We start from the raw sequence: 21,260 nt of genomic DNA on the forward strand, positions 1-21,260 counted from the left end.
GAGGGTCAGATGAACTGAAGATCGCGGGGCGTGACGCCCTCGAACACGCGCTGCAGCTGGGCCGGGCTCAATCCATACATGCGCTGGAACAGGCCGCCCAGCACGGCGCGGTACTCGTTGAGCACGGGGTGGTCGCGGTTCTGGAACAGGTTTTTCTGGTTGACCTCGACCTGCTCGCCCACGATGCGCCCGCCCGCATGCGAGGACAGCCCGCCGCCCAGCAGCCAGTAGGTCGTGCCGTGGCCGTGGTCCGTGCCCTTGTTGCCGTTCTCGCGGAAGGTGCGGCCGAACTCGCTGATCACCACCACCACCGTATGCCGCCAGGCCTCGGGGCCGATCTCCTGGGCAAAGCCGGCCAGGCCCCGGCCCAGCTCGTCCAGCCGCCCGGCCAGCGCGCCCGTGGCGCCGCCCTGGGCCACGTGCGTATCCCAGCCGCCCACATCGACGAAGCCCAGGTCGAAGCGCTCGCGCATCAGGGCCGCCATGCGCTGCGCCACCAGGGCAAAGCCGCGTGCGCTGATGGCATTGCGCCCGGCCTGGTCCATTTCCTCCTGCACGCTGCGCTGCACGGCATCACGCACCGCAAAGCCCTCCTGCACGGTCGGGCCCAGGGCAGTGCCCGCGTACATGGCGGCAATGGCCTGGCTGCGGCGATCGTCCAGGCCGCCCTTGCCCACGGATGCCAGCGCCATGTTGGCGGCCGGCAGGCTGCCGCGCAGCAGCAGCGGAAGCTGGGGCGTGAAGGCCATGGGCGATACCGCCGTGCGGCCATCCTGTCCCAGCACCTGGGCCAGCCGGTTCAGAAAGCCCGACTGGTAGCTGCGGCGCCCGTCCAGGCCCTGGCCCAGCTCGATGGAGTCCTGCGTCTCGAAATGGCTGCGCGACAGGTCGTGCGTGCCCGCAAAGGGCACAAAGCAGGCCTGGCCTGCCTGGAACAGCGGGTGGATGCTGTCCTGCAGCACCGGGTGCAGGCCCCAGCGGTCGTCCAGCGCCAGGGCGCCCCGGGCCTCGCCGGGCCGGGCAATGGCGATGCTGGGGCGGGCCTCGTAGTAGAAGTCGCTGTGCGTGGGCACGAGCAGATTGCTGCTGTCATAGGCGCCGCGCAGGAACACCAGCAGCAGGCGCGGCGTGGCTGGCCGGGGCGTGGCGGCCTGCAGCCGGCCCAGGTGGGCGGCAAAGGGCAGGGTGGAGGCCAGGGACAGAAAGTGGCGTCGCTGCATGGACAGTCTCCCCGGGGGTCAGCGGAACATCATTTCGGGGGCGGACAGGAAGTAGGTATTCCAGTCCGCCGGATTGCGGGCCTGGGCCAGTGCCGCCTGCGTGGCCTGGCTCCACTGCGGCAGGCGCTGGCGCACGCTGGCCAATTCCGACAGCGTGGGGTAGGGCGGCTTCTCCAGCGCGTCTGCGGGGTCGGTGCGGAACAGCACGGCGCTGCGCGTGGCGATCTGGCGCGCCACCTCGAAGCGCGCCGCCATCTGGCCCGAGCTGGCCCAGTCGGACTGCATCTGCGGATAGCCGTCCGGCGTCTCGTGCGCATAGAGGTTCTGCCCCAGCCGGTTGACCCAGCCCAGCACCGGCGCCACGTCGGCCGCCACGCGCTGGTCCACCGACAGCCGCGTGGCGGCCAGCACGTAGTGCAGCGGATCGCGGAACTTGCGGCCGAAGCGGGCAGCCTCGGGATCGGCCAGCAGCGTGGCCACGGTGGCCGCGATATCGCCCCGGCTGCGCGTGAAGGCCTGGGCCGTGCGCTGCACCAGGGCGGGCGGCGGATCGTCGGCAATGAAGAACACCGCCAGCTTGCGCGCGATGAACTGCGCCGTGGCCGGCGAGGCGACGATGCGGTCCAGCGCCTCCTGGACCTCGGCCATGCCGCGTGCGTGCAGGGGCTGACCCAGGAAGGTCTTGGGGCCGTAGTCGTGCCGGTTGGGGTTGAACTCGAAAAAGCCCGAGCGCAGGTAGTCGCCCTGGCGCTCGGGGCGCATGCGCGGCGGCGGCGTGCCGGCCGGCTGCAGGCTGATGCCCACGCCGGTCAGGATGCGCGCCATCTCCTGCACATCGGCCTGGGTGTAGCCGCTGCCCACGCCCATGGTGTGAAGCTCCAGCAGTTCGCGCGCGTAGTTCTCGTTGATGCGGCCCGCCGCATTGCTGGCGTTGTCCAGGTAGCGCAGCATGGCCGGGTGGCGCAGCGAGGCTTCCAGCAGGCTGCGAAAGCTGCCCAGCGCATGCGGGCGTATGGCCTGCTCCTCGTAGTCGCCCACCCAGGCGCGGATATCGGCCTTGCGCAGGCTGACGCTGAAATGGTTCATCCAGAACCAGGTCATCTGCTCCTGCAGCTGCGCCGGCGAGTACAGCGCGCGGATCACGAAGCGCTTCTGGGCATCGTTGCCCAACTGGTTCAGCGTGCGCTGGTAGGTCTGCTGCAGCGTGGCCTTTTCATCGGCCGATGCCGCCTCCTGCACGGCCTTGCGCTGGGTCTCCAGTTCCAGCAAGACCTCGTTCATGGGGCGCTGGCTGATGGCCAACTGGTCAATCCGCTGCTGCGCCTGCGGCGGCAGCGGCCGGGGGCCGGGCTGCAACTGCCGGGCCAGCCAGGCCTTCAGGCCCAGGCGCTGCAGCTGTGCATCCTCGCTGTCGTTGGCGCCCCAGGTCACGCGGTCCAGCCATTGCTGGCGCTGCGCGGCGGTGAGGGGCGCATCGGGCAGGGCCTGGAGTGCGGGCGTTGCGGAGGAGTGCGGCGCCTGCAGGGGCGCGCAGCCCGTGGCCAGGGTGATGGCGCAGAACGTGAGAGCGATGGCGAACGGCGATGTGCGGCGCATGGTGTCTCGGTGGGTAGGGGGCATCCATTGGACGCCAGCATCCGCCGCCCATGTGCTTCGCCCTGTAAAGCGCCGGTAGCAAAAAGTAAAAGGCAAAAAAAAGCGGAGTGTGAAGCACTCCGCTTTTTTTGAGGGACCCGGCCTTATTTGCTGGGCCGGCTCGCGCATTCCGCGCACTGTCCGTACAGGGCCATCGAATGGTCCTGGATCACCCAGCCCTTGGCCTTGGCGATCAGGTTCTGGCGCTTTTCGATATCGGGATCGTAGAACTCCTCGACCTTGCCGCAGCTGGTGCACACGAAGTGGTCGTGGTGCTGGCCTTCATTGAGTTCGTAGACGGCCTTGCCGCTCTCGAAATTGCTGCGGATGAGGATGCCGGCCTGCTCGAACTGCGTGAGCACGCGGTAGACCGTGGCCAGGCCGATGTCCGAGCGTTCGTCCAGCAGCACGCGGAACACGTCTTCGGCCGTCATGTGGCGTTGCGCACCCGTCTGGAAGATCTCCAGGATCTTCAGGCGGGGAAGCGTGGCCTTCAGGCCGGTACTCTTGAGTTCGTCGATGTTCTTCATGTCTGGGTCTTTGGCAGAGACTGCCCGCTGGACTGCCACCATGGCAGGCGCGGGGCGGCGAACAAAATGGCCCTGGTGCCAGGGGCGTCGCATGATCGCAAGCCCTAGGGACCAGCCGCTACAATGATCCACGATCATATCCCTATGCTGATACCAATGCATGTTCAAGCCCGTTGCCGCACGAGTGCGGCCCTGATGCTGTCGATCGGGGTGGCGCTGGCAGGCTGCAGCAGCCTCGATGGCGCCGCGCACCGAGTCGCCAATGTCGTCACTCCCTACAAGGTCGAGGTCGTCCAAGGCAACTTCGTCTCCCGTGAACAGGTCGAGGCCCTGCAGCCCGGAATGAGCCGCCAGCAGGTGCGCGACATTCTCGGCACGCCGCTGGTCACCAGCGTATTCCATGCCGACCGCTGGGAATATGTGTTCACCATCAAGCGCCCCGGCGTCGATTCTCAGGTGCGCAAGCTGACCGTCTTCTTCAACGGCGACCTGTTTGCCCGCTCCGAAGGCGACGAGATGCCCACCGAGGCCGAATTCGTCGCCAGCCTGGGCTCCAAGAAGAAGCTGGGCAAGATTCCGCAGCTGGAAGCCAGCGAGGAGCAGCTGTCCAAGTTCCCGGCCGCCAAGCCTGTGGAAGAGCCCGTGGCCGCCGAGCCGCCGCCTGCAGCGGCCAGCTACCCGCCACTGGAATCCGGCGCCCGTTGATATCGCCGCCCGCGCGCCGCAAGGCATGCGGGCGTTTTTCCGTGGATGGCGGCCGCTGCGGCGCCTGTCTGGCGCCCCTGTTGCCTGCTGTCCATGCATTGAGCTTGTGCATCCCTTTCCCGACATGAACGCCACGACTGCCACTTCCTCCAGCAACAACCAGCGCCTGCGTGTGGCCGTGGCCGGCGCCTCCGGCCGCATGGGCCGCATGCTGATCGAGGCCATCGCGCAAAGCGATGACCTTGCGCTGGCCGCCGCGCTGGACCGCGCCGACAGCCCTTCGCTGGGCACCGATCCCTCGGCCTTCCTGGGCCAGCCCAGCGGCATCGCCATCGAAAGCGATGTGCGCGCCGCGCTGTCCAAGGCCGATTGCCTGATCGACTTCACGCGCCCCGAAGGCACGATGGACCACCTGGCCATCTGCGCCGAGCTGGGCGTCAAGCTGGTCATCGGCACCACGGGCTTCAGCGACGAGCAAAAGGCCCGCATCGCCGAGTACGCCCAGCGCACGGCCGTGGTGCTGTCGCCCAACATGAGCGTGGGCGTGAACGTCACCTTCAAGCTGCTGGAGATGGCGGCCAAGGCGCTGTCCAGCGGCTATGACATCGAAATCGTCGAGGCCCACCACCGCCACAAGGTCGATGCCCCCTCGGGCACGGCCCTCAAGATGGGCGAGGTCATCGCCGAAGCCCAGGGCACGAAGCTGGCCGACCGCGCTGTCTACGAGCGCTTCGGCCACACCGGCGCGCGCGAGGACAACACCATCGGCTTTGCCACCGTGCGCGGCGGCGACATCATCGGCGACCACACGGTGCTGTTCGCGGGCACGGGCGAGCGCATCGAGATCTCGCACAAGTCCAGCAGCCGTGCCGGCTATGCGCAGGGCAGCCTGCGGGCGGCGCGCTTCCTGGCTGGCAAGGCAACAGGCCAGTACGACATGAACGATGTCCTGGGTCTGTGATGGCACAGACCCAGGGCCGTAGCGCCGCGTACCTCTCTTTGGCCATACGGGCGAGATAAAGACCATGACCGGCCCACTCTGGCTCTGGTGGCAGCAAGGCGACGCCGTGGCGCGCGGCACGGCGCTGCTGCTGCTGGCGCTGTCGGTGGCCAGCTGGGTGGTCATCGTCTGGAAGATCTGGTTCATGGCCGCCAGCCGCCGCCGCGTTCCACAGGCCATTGCGGCGTTCTGGAGTGCGCCGGACCTGGCCACGGGCCAGGCCCGCATGGCCGAGGGCGATCGCCAGCAACTGGTGGCGCCCATGGCCGGGGCCGTATACCAGGCCCTCGCGCCCACGGGCAGCAGCGGCATGGCGCTCTCGGGGCGCGCAGCGCGCTCCGTGCGCCTCACGCGCGGCCTGCGCCAGGCGCTGCAGTCGGCTAGCCACCAGCTTCAATGGGGCCAGACCCTGCTGGCCACCGTGGGCGCCACGGCGCCCTTCGTCGGCCTGCTGGGCACCGTCTGGGGCATTCACCACGCGCTGGCCACGCTGGCCGGCAGCGGACAGATCGGCATCGAGCAACTGGCCGGCCCTGTGGGCGAGGCCCTGGTGATGACGGCAGCCGGCCTGGCCGTGGCCCTGCCGGCCGTGCTGGCCTATAACCTGCTGGGCCGCGCCGCCGCCCAGATGGAAGCCCTGCTCGAAGGCTTTGCCCATGACCTGCAGGCCATGTTCGGCCTGGAGCAGCCGGGGCAGGCGCAGCAGGATGACGGCATGCCCGTCGCCGGCCTGCCGGCCGGCCCCATGGACGCGCCCTGACCGGGCGGCCAGGCAGGAGCGCACATGGCCTTCGGACGACTGAGCGGCAAGGAAAGCGCCCCCCAGCCCATGCACGCCATCAATGTCACCCCGCTGGTGGACGTGATGCTGGTGCTGGTGGTCATCTTCATTCTTGCGGCACCCATGCTGGCCGCCTCCCTGCGCGTGCAATTGCCCCAGGCCCAGGGCACCCAGCCCATGGCGGCTGCGGGCGAGGACGATGCGCTGCTGCTGGAGGTCGATGCGCAGGGCGCGCTCTGGGTGCAGGGCCAGCCCACCACGCCCGAGGCGCTGCGCGAGCGCCTGGCCCGGCTTGGCGCCCGCAATCCCCAGGCCGAGTTGCAATTGCGTGCCGACCAGGCCGTGCCCTATGGCCGCGTGGCTGAGCTCATGGGCTGGGCCCACGCGGCGGGCCTGACGCGCATGGGCTTCGTGGCAGAGCCTGCGCGAAGCCAGCAGGGCCGGTCCGCCGCCGTCCTGGGCCCCTCCGGCGCCGGGCGCTGAAGCGCCGCCGGGCCTGCGCCCGCGAACCTATTCCTGCCCTTCGGGCCAGCGCTCGCTGCCCGCCAGCCGCAGATGCTGGCCATGGTCCGAGGAACGCTGGTACAGGCTGAGCCCGAACAGCGGCAGCATGCCGATCAGGTGATCGAAGATCGCGCCCTGTATGGCCTCGTACTCCACCCAGACCGTGGTGCTGGTGTAGCAAAACAGCTCCAGCGGCACCCCCATGGGCGAAGGCTCCATGGTGCGCACCAGCAAAAACATGTTCGGCGTCTTGTGGATGTGCGGATGGCGCAGCAGGTAGGCGTATGCATAGGCCTTGAAAACGGCCAGATTGCTGAGTTGCTGCGCGGCCATCTTGCTGCCTGCAGGCGCGTCGGCCATGCGCAGGTCGCCGCTGCGGGTCCAATGGTCCTTCAGGGGCTCCAGCAGCGCCAGTTTCTGCCGCTGCTCGGGCGTCAGCAGGCGGATGGTGTGGGCGTCTATGTGCAGCGAGCGGCGGATGCGGCGCCCGCCCGACTCGAACATGCCGCGCCAGTTCTTGTAGCTGTCGCTCATCAGCCGCCAGGTGGGAATGGTGGTGATGGTCTTGTCCCAGTTCTGCACCTTCACCGTGTGCAGCGCGATGTCGATCACGAAGCCATCGGCGCCGACCTGGGGCATCTCTATCCAGTCGCCCACGCGCAGCATGTCGTTGGAGCCCAGCTGCACGCCGGCCACGAAGGACATGATGGTGTCCTTGAAGATCAGCATCAGCACGGCCGAGGCCGCGCCCAGGCCCGACAGCAGCAACAGCGGCGAGCGGTCCACCAGGGTGGCGACGATGAGCACGATGGCGATCAGGAACACCAGCAGCTTGCCCAGCTGCACATAGCTCTTGATCGAGTGGGCCTGCGTGGCCTTGCGCTCTTCCTTGAGCTCGTGCGCCTCGTTCATGGCGTTGAGCAGGGCGCTGATCACGCGGGCCACGTGGTAGATGGTGCAGGCGATGGCCAGGTTCAGGATCAGCGTGGCCCACTGCGGCTGCAGCTGCGGTATGGCCTGCACGCCCGACTGCATGACCAGCGAAGGCACGGCCTTGGCCAGCCGCTGCAGCACGCTGTCGTGCAGCAGCACCTGTGCCCATTCCATCTCCACCAGCGTGCTGCGCATGCGCGGCAGCACACGCAGCAGCAGCCATTGCACGACAAACCCCGCCGAGCGGGCCAGCAGCACCAGCGCGCACAGCGCGGCCAGGGCCTGCATGACGGGATCCCAGCCGGAAATCAAAGACCAGTTCAGCAAGAAAAACTCCAGGGCGTTGCAGTGCCGGCCTGCCTGCGGCCGGCACCATGAGGCCGCGCGCAGTGGCGGCATGCCCGGGAGATGCGCATCGGTTCCTGCGCAAGCCCGGGCTGGCGATGGAGGAACGCCTGCGGCATGGCGCCGCAGAGTTGGCAAGCATACGCAGTGCGGCTTTTCCCCGTGCCACAGGCGGGCAAGCGGCCGCCGATGACGCAGTACCGCCTGCGGGCTTGTGGGCGGCTTCGGGCACGGCCGGGCCGGGGGCCTAAAATCGCCGGTTGATTCCGGCAATCCACCTTGTCAGGCCCCTGGGCCGCAGCACCATGCAAGAGAAATACAACCACATCGACGTTGAGCGCGCAGCGCAAGACCACTGGTCCGCCCGCGACGCTTACCGCGTGACCGAAGACCAGGCCAAGCCCAAGTTCTATGCCTGCTCCATGCTGCCCTACCCCAGCGGCAAGCTGCACATGGGCCATGTGCGCAACTACACCATCAACGACATGCTGACGCGCCAGCTGCGCATGAAGGGCTACAACGTCCTCATGCCCATGGGCTGGGACGCCTTCGGCCTGCCGGCCGAGAACGCTGCGCTCAAGAACAAGGTGCCGCCCGCGCAGTGGACCTACGACAACATCGCCTACATGAAAAAGCAGATGCAGGCGATGGGGCTGGCCATCGACTGGAGCCGCGAGATCGCCACCTGCGACCCCGACTACTACAAGTGGAACCAGTGGCTGTTCCTGAAGATGCTGGAAAAGGGCATTGCCTACCGCAAGACCCAGGTCGTGAACTGGGACCCGGTGGACCAGACCGTGCTGGCCAACGAGCAGGTCATCGACGGCCGCGGCTGGCGCACGGGCGCGCCGGTCGAAAAGCGCGAAATCCCCGGCTACTACCTGAAGATCACCGACTACGCCCAGGAACTGCTGGACCATGTCCAGGTGGGCGGCGACAAGGCCACGCTGACCGGCTGGCCTGAAAAAGTCCGCCTGATGCAGGAAAACTGGATCGGCAAGAGCTCCGGCGTGCGCTTTGCGTTCACCCACGACATCCGTGGCGCCGACGGCCAGCCCATCCAGGACGGCCGCCTGTACGTGTTCACCACGCGTGCCGACACCATCATGGGCGTGACGTTCTGCGCCGTGGCGCCCGAGCATCCGCTGGCCCTGCACGCCGCCGCCACGAGCCCCAAGCTGGCCGCCTTCATCGAAGAGTGCAAGAAGGGCGGCACCACCGAGGCCGAACTCGCGGTCAAGGAAAAGGAAGGCCTGCCCACGGGCCTGTTCGTCACGCATCCGCTGACGGGCGCCCAGGTCGAGGTCTGGGTCGGCAACTACGTGCTCATGAGCTACGGCGACGGCGCCGTCATGGGCGTGCCCGCGCATGACGAGCGTGACTTCGCCTTTGCGAAGAAGTACGGCATCGCCATCCGCCAGGTCATCGCGGTCGAAGGCGAGACCTTCAGCACCGAGGCATGGGCCGACTCGTACGGCGACAAGCAGCGCGCTGTCTGCATCGAATCCGGCGAACTCGACGGCCTGCCCCATGCGGCGGCCGTGGACAAGGTGGCCGAACTGCTGGCGGCCAAGGGCCTTGGCGAGAAGAAAACCACCTGGCGCCTGCGCGACTGGGGCGTGAGCCGCCAGCGCTACTGGGGCACGCCGATTCCCATCATCCACTGCGAGGACTGCGGCGCCCAGCCCGTGCCTGCCAAGGACCTGCCCGTGGTCCTGCCCCAGGACCTGGTGCCCGATGGCTCGGGCAACCCCCTGATCAAGAGCGAAGCCTTCCACGCCGGCGTGGTCTGCCCCTGCTGCGGCAAGAGCGCGCGCCGCGAGACCGACACCATGGACACCTTCGTGGACTCGTCCTGGTACTTCATGCGCTATTGCGACGCCAGGAACAGCGAGCAGATGGTGGCGGAAGGTGCCGAGTACTGGATGCGGGACCAGAATGCCGCCACCGGCGGCAGCGGCATGGACCAGTACATCGGCGGCATCGAGCACGCCATCCTGCACCTGCTGTACGCGCGCTTCTGGACCAAGGTCATGCGTGACCTGGGCCTGGTCAAGGTCGATGAGCCCTTCACCAAGCTGCTGACCCAGGGCATGGTGCTCAACCACATCTACAGCCGCCGCACGGCCAAGGGTGCCAAGGAGTACTTCTGGCCCAAGGATGTCGAGCATGTGTTCGACGAGACCGGCAAGATCGTGGGCGCCAAGCTCAAGGCCGAGGTGGACAGCGCCGATGGCCTGCTGCCCGTGGGCACGGACATCGACTACGAGGGCGTGGGCACCATGTCCAAGTCCAAGAACAACGGCATCGATCCGCAGGAGCTGATCGAGAAGTACGGCGCCGACACCGCGCGCCTGTACACCATGTTCACCGCGCCGCCCGAGCTGACGCTGGAGTGGAACGATGCCGCCGTCGAAGGCAGCTACCGCTTCCTGCGCCGCGTCTACAACTTCGGCGCCAAGCTGTCGCAGATGGACATGGCCGGTGCCGTGCAAAGCGTGGCCGGCGCCAAGTCGCTGGACGACGTGGAGTTCGGCAAGGCCGCCAAGTCCCTGCGCCTGGAGATCCACACCGTGCTCAAGCAGGTGGAATACGACTACCAGCGCATGCAGTACAACACCGTGGTCTCGGGCGCCATGAAGATGATCAACGCGCTGGAGGACTTCAAGTCCTTCGACGACGCGGGCGCCCAGGTGGCGCTGATCGAAGGCTTCGGCATCCTGCTGCGCGTGCTCTACCCGGCCACGCCCCACCTGGCCCATGCGCTGTGGAGCGAGCTGGGCTACGCCGCCCACCTGGGCGATGTGCTGGACGCGCCCTGGCCCCAGGTCGATCCCCAGGCTCTGGTGCAGGACGAGATCTCTCTGGTGCTGCAGGTCAACGGCAAGCTGCGCGGGGCCATCCTGGTGTCCTCGACGGCCGACAAGGCCGAGATCGAGCGCATTGCCCTGGCCAACGAGGAATGCCAGAAGTTCACCAACGGTGCCGTGCCCAAGAAGGTGATCGTGGTGCCTGGCCGCCTCGTCAACGTCGTGGTCTGACCCCCTGGGCGCCGGGCTTGCCCGGCGCCCACAAGGAACCAAGCATGCAAAAACGTACCCTGCTCACCGCCCTGGCCCTGGCTCCGCTGCTGGGGGCCTGCGGCTTTCGCCTGCGGGGGGTGCCGACCTTCGTGTTCCGCTCGCTCTACATCCAGGCGGGCCGGGGCTCTCCGGTAGCGCGGGAGCTTTCGCGCAATCTGGCCAGTGCCAGCGACAAGCTGACCGTGCTGCGCGATCCTGCATCGCCCGACGATGCCGAAGCGATCTTCCAGATCGTCAGCGAGCGGCAGGAGCGGGTCATCGTCGGCATGAACGCGCTGGGCCAGGTGCGCGAGTTGCAGCTGCGCCTGCGCGTGCGCTTCAAGCTGCGCACGCCCAATGGCGACGAGCCGATTCCCGAGACCGAAATCCTGCAGCAGCGCGATGTGACGTACAACGAAACCAACGCGCTGTCCAAGGAAGCCGAGGAGGCCATGCTCTACAAGGACATGCGCACTGACATCGTGCAGCAGTTGCTGCGCCGTCTGGCGGCCGTCAAGAGCCTGACCTGAGCCCCATGCAGCTTGCCCTGAACCAGCTTGGCGGCCATCTGGCCAAGGGCCTGCGCCCGCTTTATGTGCTGCACGGCGACGAGCCGCTGCAGCAGCAGGAGGCGGCCGATGCCATCCGCGCCGCGGCGCGCGCGGCCGGTTATACCGAGCGCAGCAGCTATACCGTGGCCGGCGCGCATTTCGACTGGAGCGCCGTGCTGGCGGCCGGTGGCTCGCTGTCGCTGTTTGCCGACCGGCAGATCGTCGAGATCCGCATTCCCTCGGGCAAGCCCGGCAAGGACGGCGGCGCCGCGCTGCAGCAGATCGCCGAGTCCGCGCGGGGCAACGACAGCACGCTCACCCTGGTCCTGCTGCCGCGCCTGGACAAGGCCACCAAGACGGGGGCCTGGTTCAGCGCGCTGGAGGCCCAGGGCATGACGCTGCAGATCGATCCCATTGAGCGCGCCCAGTTGCCGGCCTGGATTGCCCAGCGGCTGGCGGCCCAGTGCCAGCGCGTCGCACCCGGCGAGGAAGGGCAGCGCACGCTGCAGTTCTTTGCCGACCGCGTCGAAGGCAACCTGCTGGCCGCGCACCAGGAAATCCAGAAGCTGGCGCTGTTGCATCCCGAGGGTGAACTGAGCCAGGCCCAGGTCGAGCAGGCCGTGCTCAATGTGGCGCGCTACGACGTTTTCAAGCTGTCGGAGGCCGTGCTGGGCGGGCAGCTGGCGCGCGTCTCGCGCATGCTCGATGGCCTGCAGGCCGAAGGCACGGCCGAGGTGCTGGTGCACTGGACCCTGGCCGAGGACATCCGCGCCATCTGCCGCGTGAGGGACGCCATGGCCGCAGGCCAGCCCCTGCCGATGGCGCTGCGCGCCCAGCGCATCTGGGGCGTCAAGGAACGCTTGTTCGAGCGCCTGCTGCCGCGCATCACCGATGCCCAGGCCGCGCGCCTGCTGCAATCGGCCCACGCGGTGGACGGCATCGTCAAGGGCCTGGCCTTCGAAGGCTGGCCGCGCGACGGCTGGCAGGCCCTGCGCCGCCTGGCCGTGGACCTGGCCCAGGCCGGTGCCAAGGGCTGACGTACCGTTCTAGCGCGTCTTTTCCAGCTGCGCCTGGGCCTTGGTGGCCCAGGTCTCAAGGTTGTCCAGCAGGTCCTTCTGGCTGAAGGAGCAGCTTTCCTCGCTGAACAGCGCGCTGGACTCCAGTCGGTCCAGCAGATTGAGCAGCACTTCGCCGTAGCGCGGCGGCAGGGCCTGCAGCAACTCCGACGAGGCCCTGGCCTGCTGTCCGAGCACGGCGGCCGACAGCTGCTGCTGTGCCAGTTGGGCGAAGCCGGCGTGCAACTGGGCGAGCTGCTGGGCGGCGAGAAGAGTGTCGTGGCTGGTGGACATGGCGGGAAACCTCTGCGTACTGGGCAGCAGTGTAGGGTGGCCGCGACATCCTGCCGGCCGCCGCAACGCGGGGTTTGCCCTCTGGCGGCCGTGCGCAGACGCATCCCGGCCGCATCGCAGCCGCATGTCGGCGCGGGGCATGCCCGGTCCCGGTGCGCAAATGGGCGCAACTCGGCGAGAATCTCGGAATGAACGCGCTCAATATCGTCGAATACACCCACAACCTGGGCGTTCAGGCCAAAGTGGCCTCCGCCCAGATGGCCCGAGCCTCGGCTGCCGTCAAAAGCCGCGCCCTGCTGGCGCTGGCGCGCCTGCTGCGGGAGAACGTGGAGCCGTTGCAGACCGACAACGCCCGTGACCTCGACCGCGCCGTGGCCAACGGCCTGTCCGCACCCATGGTGGACCGCCTGCGCCTGACGCCCAAGGTGCTTGAAACCTGTGCCCAGGGCTGCGAACAGCTGGCATCCATGGCCGACGTGATCGGCGAGATCATCGGCATGAAGCAAATGCCCAGCGGCATCCGCGTGGGCCAGATGCGCGTGCCGATCGGCGTGTTCGGCATGATCTATGAGAGCCGCCCCAACGTGACCATCGAGGCGGCCAGCCTCAGCATCAAGAGCGGCAACGCCTGCATCCTGCGCGGCGGCTCGGAAGCCATCGACTCCAACAAGGCACTGGCCGCCCTCGTGGCCAGGGCGCTGGCCGAGGCCGGCCTGCCCGAGCACGGCGTGCAGCTGGTGCAGACCACGGACCGCGAGGCCGTGGGCCAGCTCATCGCCATGCCCGACTACGTGGACGTCATCATCCCGCGCGGCGGCAAGGGCCTGATCGAGCGCATCAGCCGCGAGGCCAAGGTGCCCGTCATCAAGCACCTGGACGGCAATTGCCACACCTATGTCGATGATCCCTGCGACATCGCCATGGCCGTCAAGGTGGCCGACAACGCCAAGACCAACAAGTACAGCCCCTGCAACGCCAGCGAGAGCCTGCTGGTGGCGCGCGGCGTGGCCGCCGAGTTCCTGCCGCAGATCGGTGCCATCTACGCCGCCAAGGGGGTCGAGATGCGCGGCTGCCCCGAATCGCTGGCCATCCTGAAGTCCGTGGCCGGTGCCCAGCTGGCCGAGGCCACCGAGCAGGACTGGAGCGAGGAATACCTGGCGCCCATCATCAGCGTCAAGATCGTCGCGGGTGTGGACGAAGCCATCGCCCACATCAACCGCTACTCCAGCCACCACACGGATGCCATCCTCACGCGCGACCACATGCATGCCCAGCGCTTTCTGCGCGAGGTGGACTCGGCCAGCGTCATGGTCAATGCCAGCACGCGCTTTGCCGATGGCTTCGAGTACGGCCTGGGCGCGGAAATCGGCATCAGCACCGACAAGTTCCATGCGCGCGGTCCTGTGGGCATCGAAGGTCTCACTTCGCTCAAATACGTGGTGCTGGGTGAAGGCGAAGTCCGCACCTGACCGGACCGTGCTGCGCGCTGGCAGGCACCCGGCCGGGATGCCCCGCGCCGGCACCGCAGCACCGCAATGAACCCATGAAAATCATCATTCTTGGCGCCGGCCGTGTGGGCTACAGCGTGGCCGAAAGCCTGGTGTCCGAACGCAACGACATCACGGTGATCGACACCGATGCGCGTCGCCTGCGCGAGCTGGAGTCGCGGTTCGACCTGCGCGGTGTCGTGGGCAACGGTATCGATCCCCAGGTGCTGGCCGAGGCCGGAGCCAAGGACACGGACCTGCTGATCGCCTGCGCCGCGCTCGACGAAACCAACCTGGTGTGCTGCAAGCTGGCCCAGGTGCTGTTCGAGATTCCCACCCGCATCGCGCGCGTGCGCTCCTCGGGCTTTGGCGATGACGAGACGCTGCTGGGCAAGGAAGGCTTCGGCGTGGACCGCATCATCTGCCCCGAGGAGTCGCTGACCAACTACATCAGCAAGCTCATCGAGTTCCCCGAGGCCATGCAGGTGCGCGCCTTCGCGGGCGGACGTGCCGCGCTGGCCTCGGTGCGTGCGCGCGACGGCGCCCCCGCCGTCGGCAAGCACATCGGCGAGCTGCGCGACTGCATGCCCGAGCTGGCCATGCGCATCGTGGCCATCTACCGGCGTTTCCTGGAGGAGCCCGACCGCTTCGTGCGCTGCGACGGTAACACCCGCATCGAGCCCGGCGACGAAGTCTTCATCCTGGCCGCGCGCGAGCATGTGGCCGAGGTGCTGCGCGCCATCCACCAGCCCGCGGGCCGGCCTTCGCGCCCCGTCTACCGCATCATGATCGCCGGTGGCGACCAGGTCAGCCTGCGCCTGGCGCTGCAGCTGTCGCGCGTGCCGGGCCGCTTTCACATCAAGATCATCGAGCCCGACGAGCAGCGCTGCCAGGACCTGGCCTCGCTGCTGCCGGCCGAGGTGCTTGTGCTGCACGGCGATGCCACCGACGAGGACCTGCTGGCCGATGAAAGCGTGGAGGACGTGGACCTGTTCCTGGCCCTCACCGACGACGACGAGAACAACATCATGGCCAGCCTGCTGGGCAAGCGCATGGGCGCGCGGCGCGTGCTCTCGCTGATCACGCGGCGCGCCTATGCCGACCTGATGCACGGAACGCAGATCGACATTGCGCTGTCGCCGGCCCAGGCCATGCTCGGCGAGCTGCTGGCCTATGTGCGCCGCGGCGACGTGCAGGCCGTGCACAGCCTGCGCCGGGGCGTGGCCGAGGCGCTGGAGATCGTGGCGCGCGGCGACCGCAAGAGCTCGCGCGTGGTTGGCCGCAAGGTCGAGGACCTGCGCGTGCCCGAGGATGCGCACATCGGCCTCATCGTGCGCGGTATTCCCGAAGGCGTGCCGGCCGACGAGATCGCGGCCGGTGCCGAGCCCGAGGTCATCATCCCGCGCGGCAACACCGTGATCGAGAGCGGCGACCACGTGGTCTTCTTCCTGCCCCACAAGCGGCTGGTGCGGGACGTGGAAAACCTGTTCCGCGTCAGCGCCACCTTCTTCTGAGCCCATACCCATGCGCGACCTGTTCCCCGTCCTGCGCGTGCTTGGCATGCTCATGGTCATGTTCGCGCTGTCCATGCTGCTGCCCTTTGCCGTGTCCTGGTTTGCCGACGACGGCATCTGGCGCATCTACCCCTGGGCCATCGGCATCACGGCGGCGGCGGGGCTGTCGCTGTGGGTAGGCCTGGACCATTTCCGGCGCGAGCTGCAGCCGCGCCACGGCGTCATCCTCGTCACCCTGGTCTGGGTGGTGCTGCCGCTGTGCGCCATGCTGCCCCTGGTGCTGGGCCTGGGCCATGTGGGCCTGAGCATCAGCTTCACCCATGCCTATTTCGAGGCCGTCTCGGGCCTGACGACGACGGGCGCCACCGTGCTCACGGGGCTGGACGCATTGCCCGTGTCCATCAATGTCTGGCGCACCTTCCTGCAATGGTTGGGCGGCATGGGCATCCTGATCCTGGCCGTGGCCATCCTGCCGCTGCTGGGCGTGGGCGGTGCCCAGCTGTTCCGCGCCGAGGCCGCCGGCCCCATCAAGGACACCAAGCTGACGCCGCGCATGACCGAGACCGCCAAGGGCCTGTGGGGCGTCTACGGCGTGTTCTCGCTGGCCTGTGCACTGGCTTTCTGGGCCGCGGGCATGGAGCCGCTGGATGCGCTGATGCACATGTTCGCCACGGTGAGCCTGGGCGGCCTGTCCTCGCATGACGCCAGCTTCGCCTACTTCGACTCGCCGCTGATCGAGCTGATCGCCCTGGTCTTCATGCTGCTGGCCAGCTGCAACTTCGCGCTGTACTTCGTGGCCATGCGCAAGGGCCGCTGGGACGGCTTCTGGCGCGACCCCGAAATGCGCGCCACGCTGGCCGTGCTACTGGGCGGCGGGCTCATCGTCGCGTTGCTGCTGTGGGCCAAGGGCGTGTACGGGCCTGTCGAGGCGCTGCGCTACGGCATCTTCCACGTGGTCTCGGTGGCCACGACCACGGGCTTCACCACCGTTGACTACCTGAGCTGGCCCGTCTTCGCGCCCGTGCTGATGCTGCTGCTGTCGGGCGTGGCCACCAGCGCGGGCTCCACGGGTGGCGGCATCAAGATGGTGCGCATGCTCATCCTGCTCAAGCAGGCGCGGCGCGAGCTCACGCGGCTCGTGCACCCACGCGCCATGCAGCCCGTGCGGCTGGGCAACGGCGTGGTGGACGACCGCATGATCTTCTCGGTGCTGGCCTTCATGCTGGTCTATGGCGCCACCGTGATCACGCTCAGCATGGTGCTGCTGCTCACCGACCTGGACCCGGTGACCGCCTTTTCCGCCGTGCTGGCCAGCGTGCACTGCATGGGGCCGGGCCTGGGCGCGCTGGGGCCGAGCTCCAACTATGCTGTGCTCACCGACTTCCAGACCTGGATCTGCACCCTGGCCATGCTGCTGGGGCGCCTGGAAATCCTCAGTTTCATGGCGCTGCTTTCCCCGGCTTTCTGGCGCCGATGATGCCGAAGAGACTAGGGAAAACACTTAGACCATGGTCCAATCTCTACAATTGCCCCCCACCGCCGTACCCAGAGGGTCTTTATGGTTCCACATCTCATCACGGCCCTGACAGGCCCGATCAACGAGCTTGAGCAGCGCATCCTCGACTCCATGCCGGCGATCGAGCGCTGGTTCCGGCTCGAATGGATGGAACACACGCCGCCTTTCTATTGCTCGGTGGACATCCGCAACGCCGGCTTCAAGCTCGCGCCCGTGGATACCAACCTGTTTCCTGGCGGCTGGAACAACCTGACCGACGAAATGCTGCCGCTGGCCGTGCAGGCGGCCATGGCGGCGATCGAGAAGATCTGCCCCGAAGCGCGCAACCTGCTCATCATTCCCGAGAACCACACGCGCAACACCCATTACCTGGCCAACGTGGTGCAGCTCAAGCGCATCTTCAACATGGCCGGTCTGAATGTGCGCATCGGCTCCATCAGCCCCGATGTGAAGAAGACCACCACCGTCACCCTGCCGCATGGCGACACGGTGACGCTGGAGCCGGTGATCCGCAGCAAGCGCCGCATCGGCCTCAAGGATTTCGACCCCTGCACCATCTTGCTCAACAACGACCTGTCCTCCGGCGTGCCGGGCATCGTCGAGGAGCTGTACGAGCAATACCTGCTGCCGCCCTTGCATGCAGGCTGGAGCGTGCGCCGCAAGAGCCGCCATTTCCAGAGCTACGAGGAAGTGGCCAAGCGCTTCGGCAAGCTGCTGGGCATCGATCCCTGGCTGATCAACCCGCTGTTCGGGCGCAGCGAAGGCATCGACTTCGCCAATGGCGTGGGCATGGAAGGCCTGGCCGAGCAGGTCGATGTGCTGCTGGCCAAGGTGCGCCGCAAGTACAAGGAATACGGCATCAAGGAAAAGCCGTTTGCCATCGTCAAGGCCGACAACGGCACCTATGGCATGGGCGTGATGACCGTGCGCGACGCCAAGGAACTGGCCGAGCTGCCGCGCAAGAGCCGCAACAAGATGGGCATGATCAAGGACGGCCAGACCGTGCACGACGTGATCATCCAGGAAGGCGTGCTCACCCAGGAGCGCATGAACAACGCCGTGGCCGAGCCCGTGGTCTACATGATGGACCGCTACGTGGTCGGCGGCTTCTACCGCATGCACCCCGAGCGCGATGTGGACGAAAACCTCAACGCGCCCGGTGCCGGCTTCGTGCCGCTGGCCTTCCAGCACAGCACCCAGCTGCCCCAGATCGGCGCCCGCCCGGGTGCCAGCATGCCCAATCGCTTCTACATGTACGGCGTGGTGGCCCGGGTCGCCATGCTGGCGGCCAGCTATGAGCTGGAGGCGACCAACCCCAACGCGGAAATCTACGACTGATCGGGGTGCTGTCCGATGCGCTCGTCATCAGGACAGCGGACAATGCCGGCATTTCAATTGACTGAAGCCATCTCCCCACGGGATGGCGCATAGACCTGTGCAGAAAACCAAATCTTCGTTGGCCGCGCTCACCCTGGGCGCCATCGGCGTGGTCTATGGCGATATCGGCACCAGCGTGCTGTATTCGGTCAAGGAGGTGTTCGGCTCCGGCCATGTGCCGTTCACCCAGGAGAACATCTACGGCGTCCTGTCGCTGCTGTTCTGGACGCTGACGGTCATCGTCTCGCTCAAATACGTGGTCCTGGTGCTGCGCGCCGACAACAATGGCGAAGGCGGCCTGGTCGCCATGCTGGCCCTGGCCTCGCAGACCGTCAAGGACAAGCCGCGCCTGCGCAGCGTGCTGCTGCTCATCGGCATCTTCGGCACCTCGCTGTTCTATGGCGACGGCGTGATCACGCCGGCCATCTCCGTGCTTTCGGCCGTCGAGGGCCTGGAGGTGGTGTCCCCGCACTTCACCAAGGCGGTGATCCCGCTGACCCTGGTCATCCTGTTCCTGCTGTTCTGGTTCCAGAAGCACGGCACGGCAGGGATAGGGCGCTTTTTCGGCCCCATCACCCTGGTCTGGTTCGCCACCATCGCCGCCCTGGGCATACACCAGATCGCCGGCCATCCGGAAATCCTGGCGGCCATCAGCCCGCACTTCGCGGTGCGCTTCATCTGGGACAACCCCGGCACCAGCTTCATCATCCTGGGCGCCGTCGTGCTGTGCGTGACCGGGGCGGAGGCGCTCTACGCCGACCTGGGCCACTTCGGCAAGAAGCCCATCCGCCTGGCCTGGTTCTCCGTGGCCATGCCTGCCCTCACGCTCAATTACTTCGGCCAGGGTGCGCTGCTGCTGGCCAACCCGGCCGCCGTGAAGAACCCCTTCTACATGATGGCCCCGGCCTGGGCCCTGCTGCCCCTGGTGCTGATGGCCACCATGGCCACGGTCATCGCTTCGCAGGCCCTGATCACGGGCGCCTTCAGCGTCACGCGCCAGGTCATACAGCTGGGCTATCTGCCGCGCCTGGAAGTGCGCCACACCAGCGTGCGCGAGGCTGGCCAGATCTATATGCCCCTGGTCAACTGGAGCCTGTTCGTGGCGATTGCGCTGGCCGTGGTGCTGTTCCGCTCCAGCGGCAACCTGGCGGCCGCCTACGGCATTGCGGTGACGCTGGACATGCTGATCACCACCACGCTGACCTTCTTCGTGATCCGCTACCGCTGGAACTACCCGCTGGCCCTGTGCATTGCCGCCACCGGCTTCTTCTTCCTGGTGGACCTGGCCTTCTTCTCGTCCAACCTGCTCAAGCTGTTCGATGGCGGCTGGTTCCCGCTGCTGATCGGCGGCACGGTGTTCTCGCTGATGATGACCTGGCGCAAGGGCCGCGAGCTGCTGCACCAAAAGCTGCAGGCCGATGCCATCGACCTCAAGAGCTTCCTCGAATCGGTCTGGCGCCATCCCCCGGCGCGGGTGCCGGGCACGGCCGTCTTCCTGTCCGGCGAGCCTGGCACCGTGCCCAACGCCCTGCTGCACAACCTCAAGCACAACAAGGTGCTGCACAGCCAGAACATCTTCGTCACGGTGCGCAACCACGAAATTCCCTGGGTGGGCCTGGACAAGCGTACCGAGATCGAGGCCCTGGGCAGCGACTGCTGGCAGGTCATCATCAACTACGGCTTCAAGAACGAACCCGACGTGCCGGCGGCGCTGTCCCTGTTGCGCCCCCGGGGCTGCCAGCTCGACGCCATGGAGACCAGCTACTTCCTGTCGCGCGATGTCATCATCCCGCGCATCAGCCACCGCATGGCGCCCTGGCGCGAAAAGCTGTTCGCCCAGATGCACCGCAACGCCAGCCGTGTCTCCGACTTCCTGCACCTGCCCAGCAACTCCGTGGTGGAGCTGGGCTCCAAGATCGAGCTGTAGGCGTCGCCCGCGCATCGCACGATCCGCGACTGTGGTGACAGAATCGCGCGATGCGCTTTCTCCGTGACTTGAGTCCCTCCGCCTTTGCGGCCGGCTTCGTGGCCGTGCTCGTGGGCTTCACCAGCTCGGTGGCCCTGGTCTTCCAGGCCGCCCAGGCCTTCCATGCCACTCCTGAGCAGATCACCTCCTGGGTCTGGGCGCTGGGGCTGGGCATGGGCCTGTGCTCCTTGCTGCCCTCGCTGATACTGCGCATGCCCGTCATGGTCGCCTGGTCCACACCAGGCGCTGCCGTGCTGGCCACGGCGGGGCTTGCCGGTGGCTTTTCCATGGGAGAGGCCGTCGGCGCCTTCATCATCAGCGCGGGGCTGATCATCCTGGTGGGTGCCACAGGCTGGTTCGAGCGCGTCATGAACCGCATCCCCATGGAAATCGCTGCCGCCCTCCTGGCGGGCGTACTGGCCAACTTCGGCATGCAGGCCTTTGCCGCCGCCAGGCACGCGCTGCCCCTGGTGCTGGTCATGCTGCTGACCTATCTGCTGTCTCGCCGCCTGGCACCGCGCTATGCGGTCATCGCCACGCTGGCGGTCTCCATCGCCTGGGTGGCGCTCACCGGCCAGATGCAATGGTCTGCCGTGCAGGTCGCACTGGCCTGGCCGGTCTTCACCATGCCCGAGTTCTCCGTGCCCGCCCTGGTGAGCCTGGCCTTGCCCCTGTTCGTCGTCACCATGGCCTCGCAGAACCTGCCCGGCGTGGCCGTCATCCGCGCCACGGGCTACAACCTGCCCATCTCCCGCATCATCAGCATGACCGGCATCGCCACCCTG

General features: G+C 67.4%; 18 protein-coding genes (1 of these 18 cut by a window edge). 13 read left to right on the forward strand and 5 right to left on the reverse strand.

All coding sequences use genetic code 11. The annotated features are described in order from the left end of the window. Positions 1-5 precede the first annotated feature (5 nt). The 3 genes from BO996_RS03270 to fur form a co-directional block, all read right to left on the reverse strand. A complete protein-coding gene (locus BO996_RS03270; protein ID WP_071953993.1) occupies positions 6-1,220 on the reverse strand; it encodes a DUF1501 domain-containing protein in 1,215 nt (404 codons plus the stop codon). Between the two features lie 18 nt (positions 1,221-1,238). Further along, on the reverse strand, positions 1,239-2,816 hold the full coding sequence (locus BO996_RS03275) for a DUF1800 domain-containing protein (protein WP_071953994.1): 1,578 nt from the start codon (positions 2,814-2,816) through the stop codon (positions 1,239-1,241). Positions 2,817-2,959: 143 nt separating this feature from the next. Beyond that, entirely contained in the window at positions 2,960-3,385 is a 426-nt protein-coding gene (gene fur / locus BO996_RS03280; protein ID WP_013804774.1) for a ferric iron uptake transcriptional regulator, read from the reverse strand. Between the two features lie 156 nt (positions 3,386-3,541). Here fur and BO996_RS03285 point away from each other — a divergent pair, with 156 nt between their 5' ends. From BO996_RS03285 to BO996_RS03300, 4 genes are all read left to right on the forward strand, one after another. Continuing rightward, on the forward strand, positions 3,542-4,090 hold the full coding sequence (locus BO996_RS03285; RefSeq protein WP_065345015.1) for an outer membrane protein assembly factor BamE: 549 nt from the start codon (positions 3,542-3,544) through the stop codon (positions 4,088-4,090). 124 nt (positions 4,091-4,214) lie between these two features. Beyond that, positions 4,215-5,051, forward strand: a complete 837-nt coding sequence (dapB, locus tag BO996_RS03290; RefSeq protein WP_063328566.1) for a 4-hydroxy-tetrahydrodipicolinate reductase — start codon at positions 4,215-4,217, stop codon at positions 5,049-5,051. Between the two features lie 64 nt (positions 5,052-5,115). Further along, positions 5,116-5,850 (forward strand): MotA/TolQ/ExbB proton channel family protein, encoded by a 735-nt coding sequence (locus BO996_RS03295; protein ID WP_071953995.1) that lies wholly within the window; start codon positions 5,116-5,118, stop codon positions 5,848-5,850. Between the two features lie 24 nt (positions 5,851-5,874). After that, positions 5,875-6,354: an ExbD/TolR family protein gene (locus BO996_RS03300; protein ID WP_071953996.1), complete on the forward strand. Its 480-nt coding sequence runs from the start codon at positions 5,875-5,877 to the stop codon at positions 6,352-6,354. Between the two features lie 27 nt (positions 6,355-6,381). On the opposite strand, the gene BO996_RS03305 is transcribed toward BO996_RS03300, so the two are convergent. Continuing rightward, positions 6,382-7,596 carry a mechanosensitive ion channel family protein gene (locus BO996_RS03305; protein WP_071957014.1) on the reverse strand — a complete coding sequence of 405 codons (1,215 nt, stop codon included), beginning with the start codon at positions 7,594-7,596 and terminating at the stop codon, positions 6,382-6,384. 362 nt (positions 7,597-7,958) lie between these two features. Between BO996_RS03305 and leuS the strand changes: the two genes are divergently transcribed. The 3 genes from leuS to holA are packed head-to-tail and all read left to right on the forward strand — an operon-like array spanning position 7,959 to position 12,303. Then, positions 7,959-10,694: a leucine--tRNA ligase gene (leuS, locus tag BO996_RS03310; protein ID WP_071953997.1), complete on the forward strand. Its 2,736-nt coding sequence runs from the start codon at positions 7,959-7,961 to the stop codon at positions 10,692-10,694. A gap of 44 nt (positions 10,695-10,738) precedes the next feature. After that, positions 10,739-11,245 (forward strand): LPS-assembly lipoprotein LptE, encoded by a 507-nt coding sequence (locus tag BO996_RS03315; protein ID WP_012207799.1) that lies wholly within the window; start codon positions 10,739-10,741, stop codon positions 11,243-11,245. A 5-nt stretch (positions 11,246-11,250) separates the two neighbouring features. Further along, positions 11,251-12,303, forward strand: coding sequence for a DNA polymerase III subunit delta (gene holA, locus BO996_RS03320; protein ID WP_071953998.1), 1,053 nt, complete (start codon positions 11,251-11,253; stop codon positions 12,301-12,303). 9 nt (positions 12,304-12,312) lie between these two features. Here holA and BO996_RS03325 read toward each other — a convergent pair whose 3' ends face one another. Next, complete coding sequence (locus tag BO996_RS03325) at positions 12,313-12,615, reverse strand: hypothetical protein (RefSeq protein WP_013804767.1); 303 nt, start codon at positions 12,613-12,615, stop codon at positions 12,313-12,315. Positions 12,616-12,803: 188 nt separating this feature from the next. Between BO996_RS03325 and BO996_RS03330 the strand changes: the two genes are divergently transcribed. The 6 genes from BO996_RS03330 to BO996_RS03355 form a co-directional block, all read left to right on the forward strand. Further along, positions 12,804-14,084 (forward strand): glutamate-5-semialdehyde dehydrogenase, encoded by a 1,281-nt coding sequence (locus BO996_RS03330; protein ID WP_012207797.1) that lies wholly within the window; start codon positions 12,804-12,806, stop codon positions 14,082-14,084. 74 nt (positions 14,085-14,158) lie between these two features. After that, positions 14,159-15,616, forward strand: coding sequence for a Trk system potassium transporter TrkA (gene trkA, locus BO996_RS03335; RefSeq protein WP_012207796.1), 1,458 nt, complete (start codon positions 14,159-14,161; stop codon positions 15,614-15,616). A 10-nt stretch (positions 15,617-15,626) separates the two neighbouring features. Then, positions 15,627-17,093 (forward strand): TrkH family potassium uptake protein, encoded by a 1,467-nt coding sequence (locus BO996_RS03340; RefSeq protein ID WP_013804766.1) that lies wholly within the window; start codon positions 15,627-15,629, stop codon positions 17,091-17,093. Between the two features lie 81 nt (positions 17,094-17,174). Then, positions 17,175-18,470, forward strand: coding sequence for a glutamate--cysteine ligase (gshA, locus tag BO996_RS03345; protein ID WP_012207794.1), 1,296 nt, complete (start codon positions 17,175-17,177; stop codon positions 18,468-18,470). Positions 18,471-18,567: 97 nt separating this feature from the next. Then, positions 18,568-20,436, forward strand: a complete 1,869-nt coding sequence (locus tag BO996_RS03350) for a potassium transporter Kup (RefSeq protein WP_034397428.1) — start codon at positions 18,568-18,570, stop codon at positions 20,434-20,436. A 50-nt stretch (positions 20,437-20,486) separates the two neighbouring features. After that, on the forward strand, positions 20,487-21,260 hold the 5' portion of the coding sequence (locus BO996_RS03355; RefSeq protein WP_071953999.1) for a benzoate/H(+) symporter BenE family transporter. The gene runs 408 nt beyond the window's last position; the window shows 774 of its 1,182 coding nt (coding positions 1-774); the start codon lies at positions 20,487-20,489; its stop codon lies beyond the right edge, outside the window.

The sequence above is a fragment of the Delftia sp. HK171 genome (assembly GCF_001886655.1).
In the GTDB taxonomy this organism is placed as follows: domain Bacteria; phylum Pseudomonadota; class Gammaproteobacteria; order Burkholderiales; family Burkholderiaceae_C; genus Comamonas; species Comamonas acidovorans.

Excerpts from the sequence above, each read along its gene's own strand:
- BO996_RS03270 (WP_071953993.1), bottom strand. The coding sequence starts at position 1,220 with ATGCAGCGACGCCACTTTCTGTCCCTGGCCTCCACCCTGCCCTTTGCC.
- BO996_RS03275 (WP_071953994.1), bottom strand. The coding sequence starts at position 2,816 with ATGCGCCGCACATCGCCGTTCGCCATCGCTCTCACGTTCTGCGCCATC.
- fur (WP_013804774.1), bottom strand. The coding sequence starts at position 3,385 with ATGAAGAACATCGACGAACTCAAGAGTACCGGCCTGAAGGCCACGCTT.
- BO996_RS03285 (WP_065345015.1), top strand. The coding sequence starts at position 3,542 with ATGCATGTTCAAGCCCGTTGCCGCACGAGTGCGGCCCTGATGCTGTCG.
- dapB (WP_063328566.1), top strand. The coding sequence starts at position 4,215 with ATGAACGCCACGACTGCCACTTCCTCCAGCAACAACCAGCGCCTGCGT.
- BO996_RS03295 (WP_071953995.1), top strand. The coding sequence starts at position 5,116 with ATGACCGGCCCACTCTGGCTCTGGTGGCAGCAAGGCGACGCCGTGGCG.
- BO996_RS03300 (WP_071953996.1), top strand. The coding sequence starts at position 5,875 with ATGGCCTTCGGACGACTGAGCGGCAAGGAAAGCGCCCCCCAGCCCATG.
- BO996_RS03305 (WP_071957014.1), bottom strand. The coding sequence starts at position 7,596 with ATGCAGGCCCTGGCCGCGCTGTGCGCGCTGGTGCTGCTGGCCCGCTCG.
- leuS (WP_071953997.1), top strand. The coding sequence starts at position 7,959 with ATGCAAGAGAAATACAACCACATCGACGTTGAGCGCGCAGCGCAAGAC.
- BO996_RS03315 (WP_012207799.1), top strand. The coding sequence starts at position 10,739 with ATGCAAAAACGTACCCTGCTCACCGCCCTGGCCCTGGCTCCGCTGCTG.
- holA (WP_071953998.1), top strand. The coding sequence starts at position 11,251 with ATGCAGCTTGCCCTGAACCAGCTTGGCGGCCATCTGGCCAAGGGCCTG.
- BO996_RS03325 (WP_013804767.1), bottom strand. The coding sequence starts at position 12,615 with ATGTCCACCAGCCACGACACTCTTCTCGCCGCCCAGCAGCTCGCCCAG.
- BO996_RS03330 (WP_012207797.1), top strand. The coding sequence starts at position 12,804 with ATGAACGCGCTCAATATCGTCGAATACACCCACAACCTGGGCGTTCAG.
- trkA (WP_012207796.1), top strand. The coding sequence starts at position 14,159 with ATGAAAATCATCATTCTTGGCGCCGGCCGTGTGGGCTACAGCGTGGCC.
- BO996_RS03340 (WP_013804766.1), top strand. The coding sequence starts at position 15,627 with ATGCGCGACCTGTTCCCCGTCCTGCGCGTGCTTGGCATGCTCATGGTC.
- gshA (WP_012207794.1), top strand. The coding sequence starts at position 17,175 with ATGGTTCCACATCTCATCACGGCCCTGACAGGCCCGATCAACGAGCTT.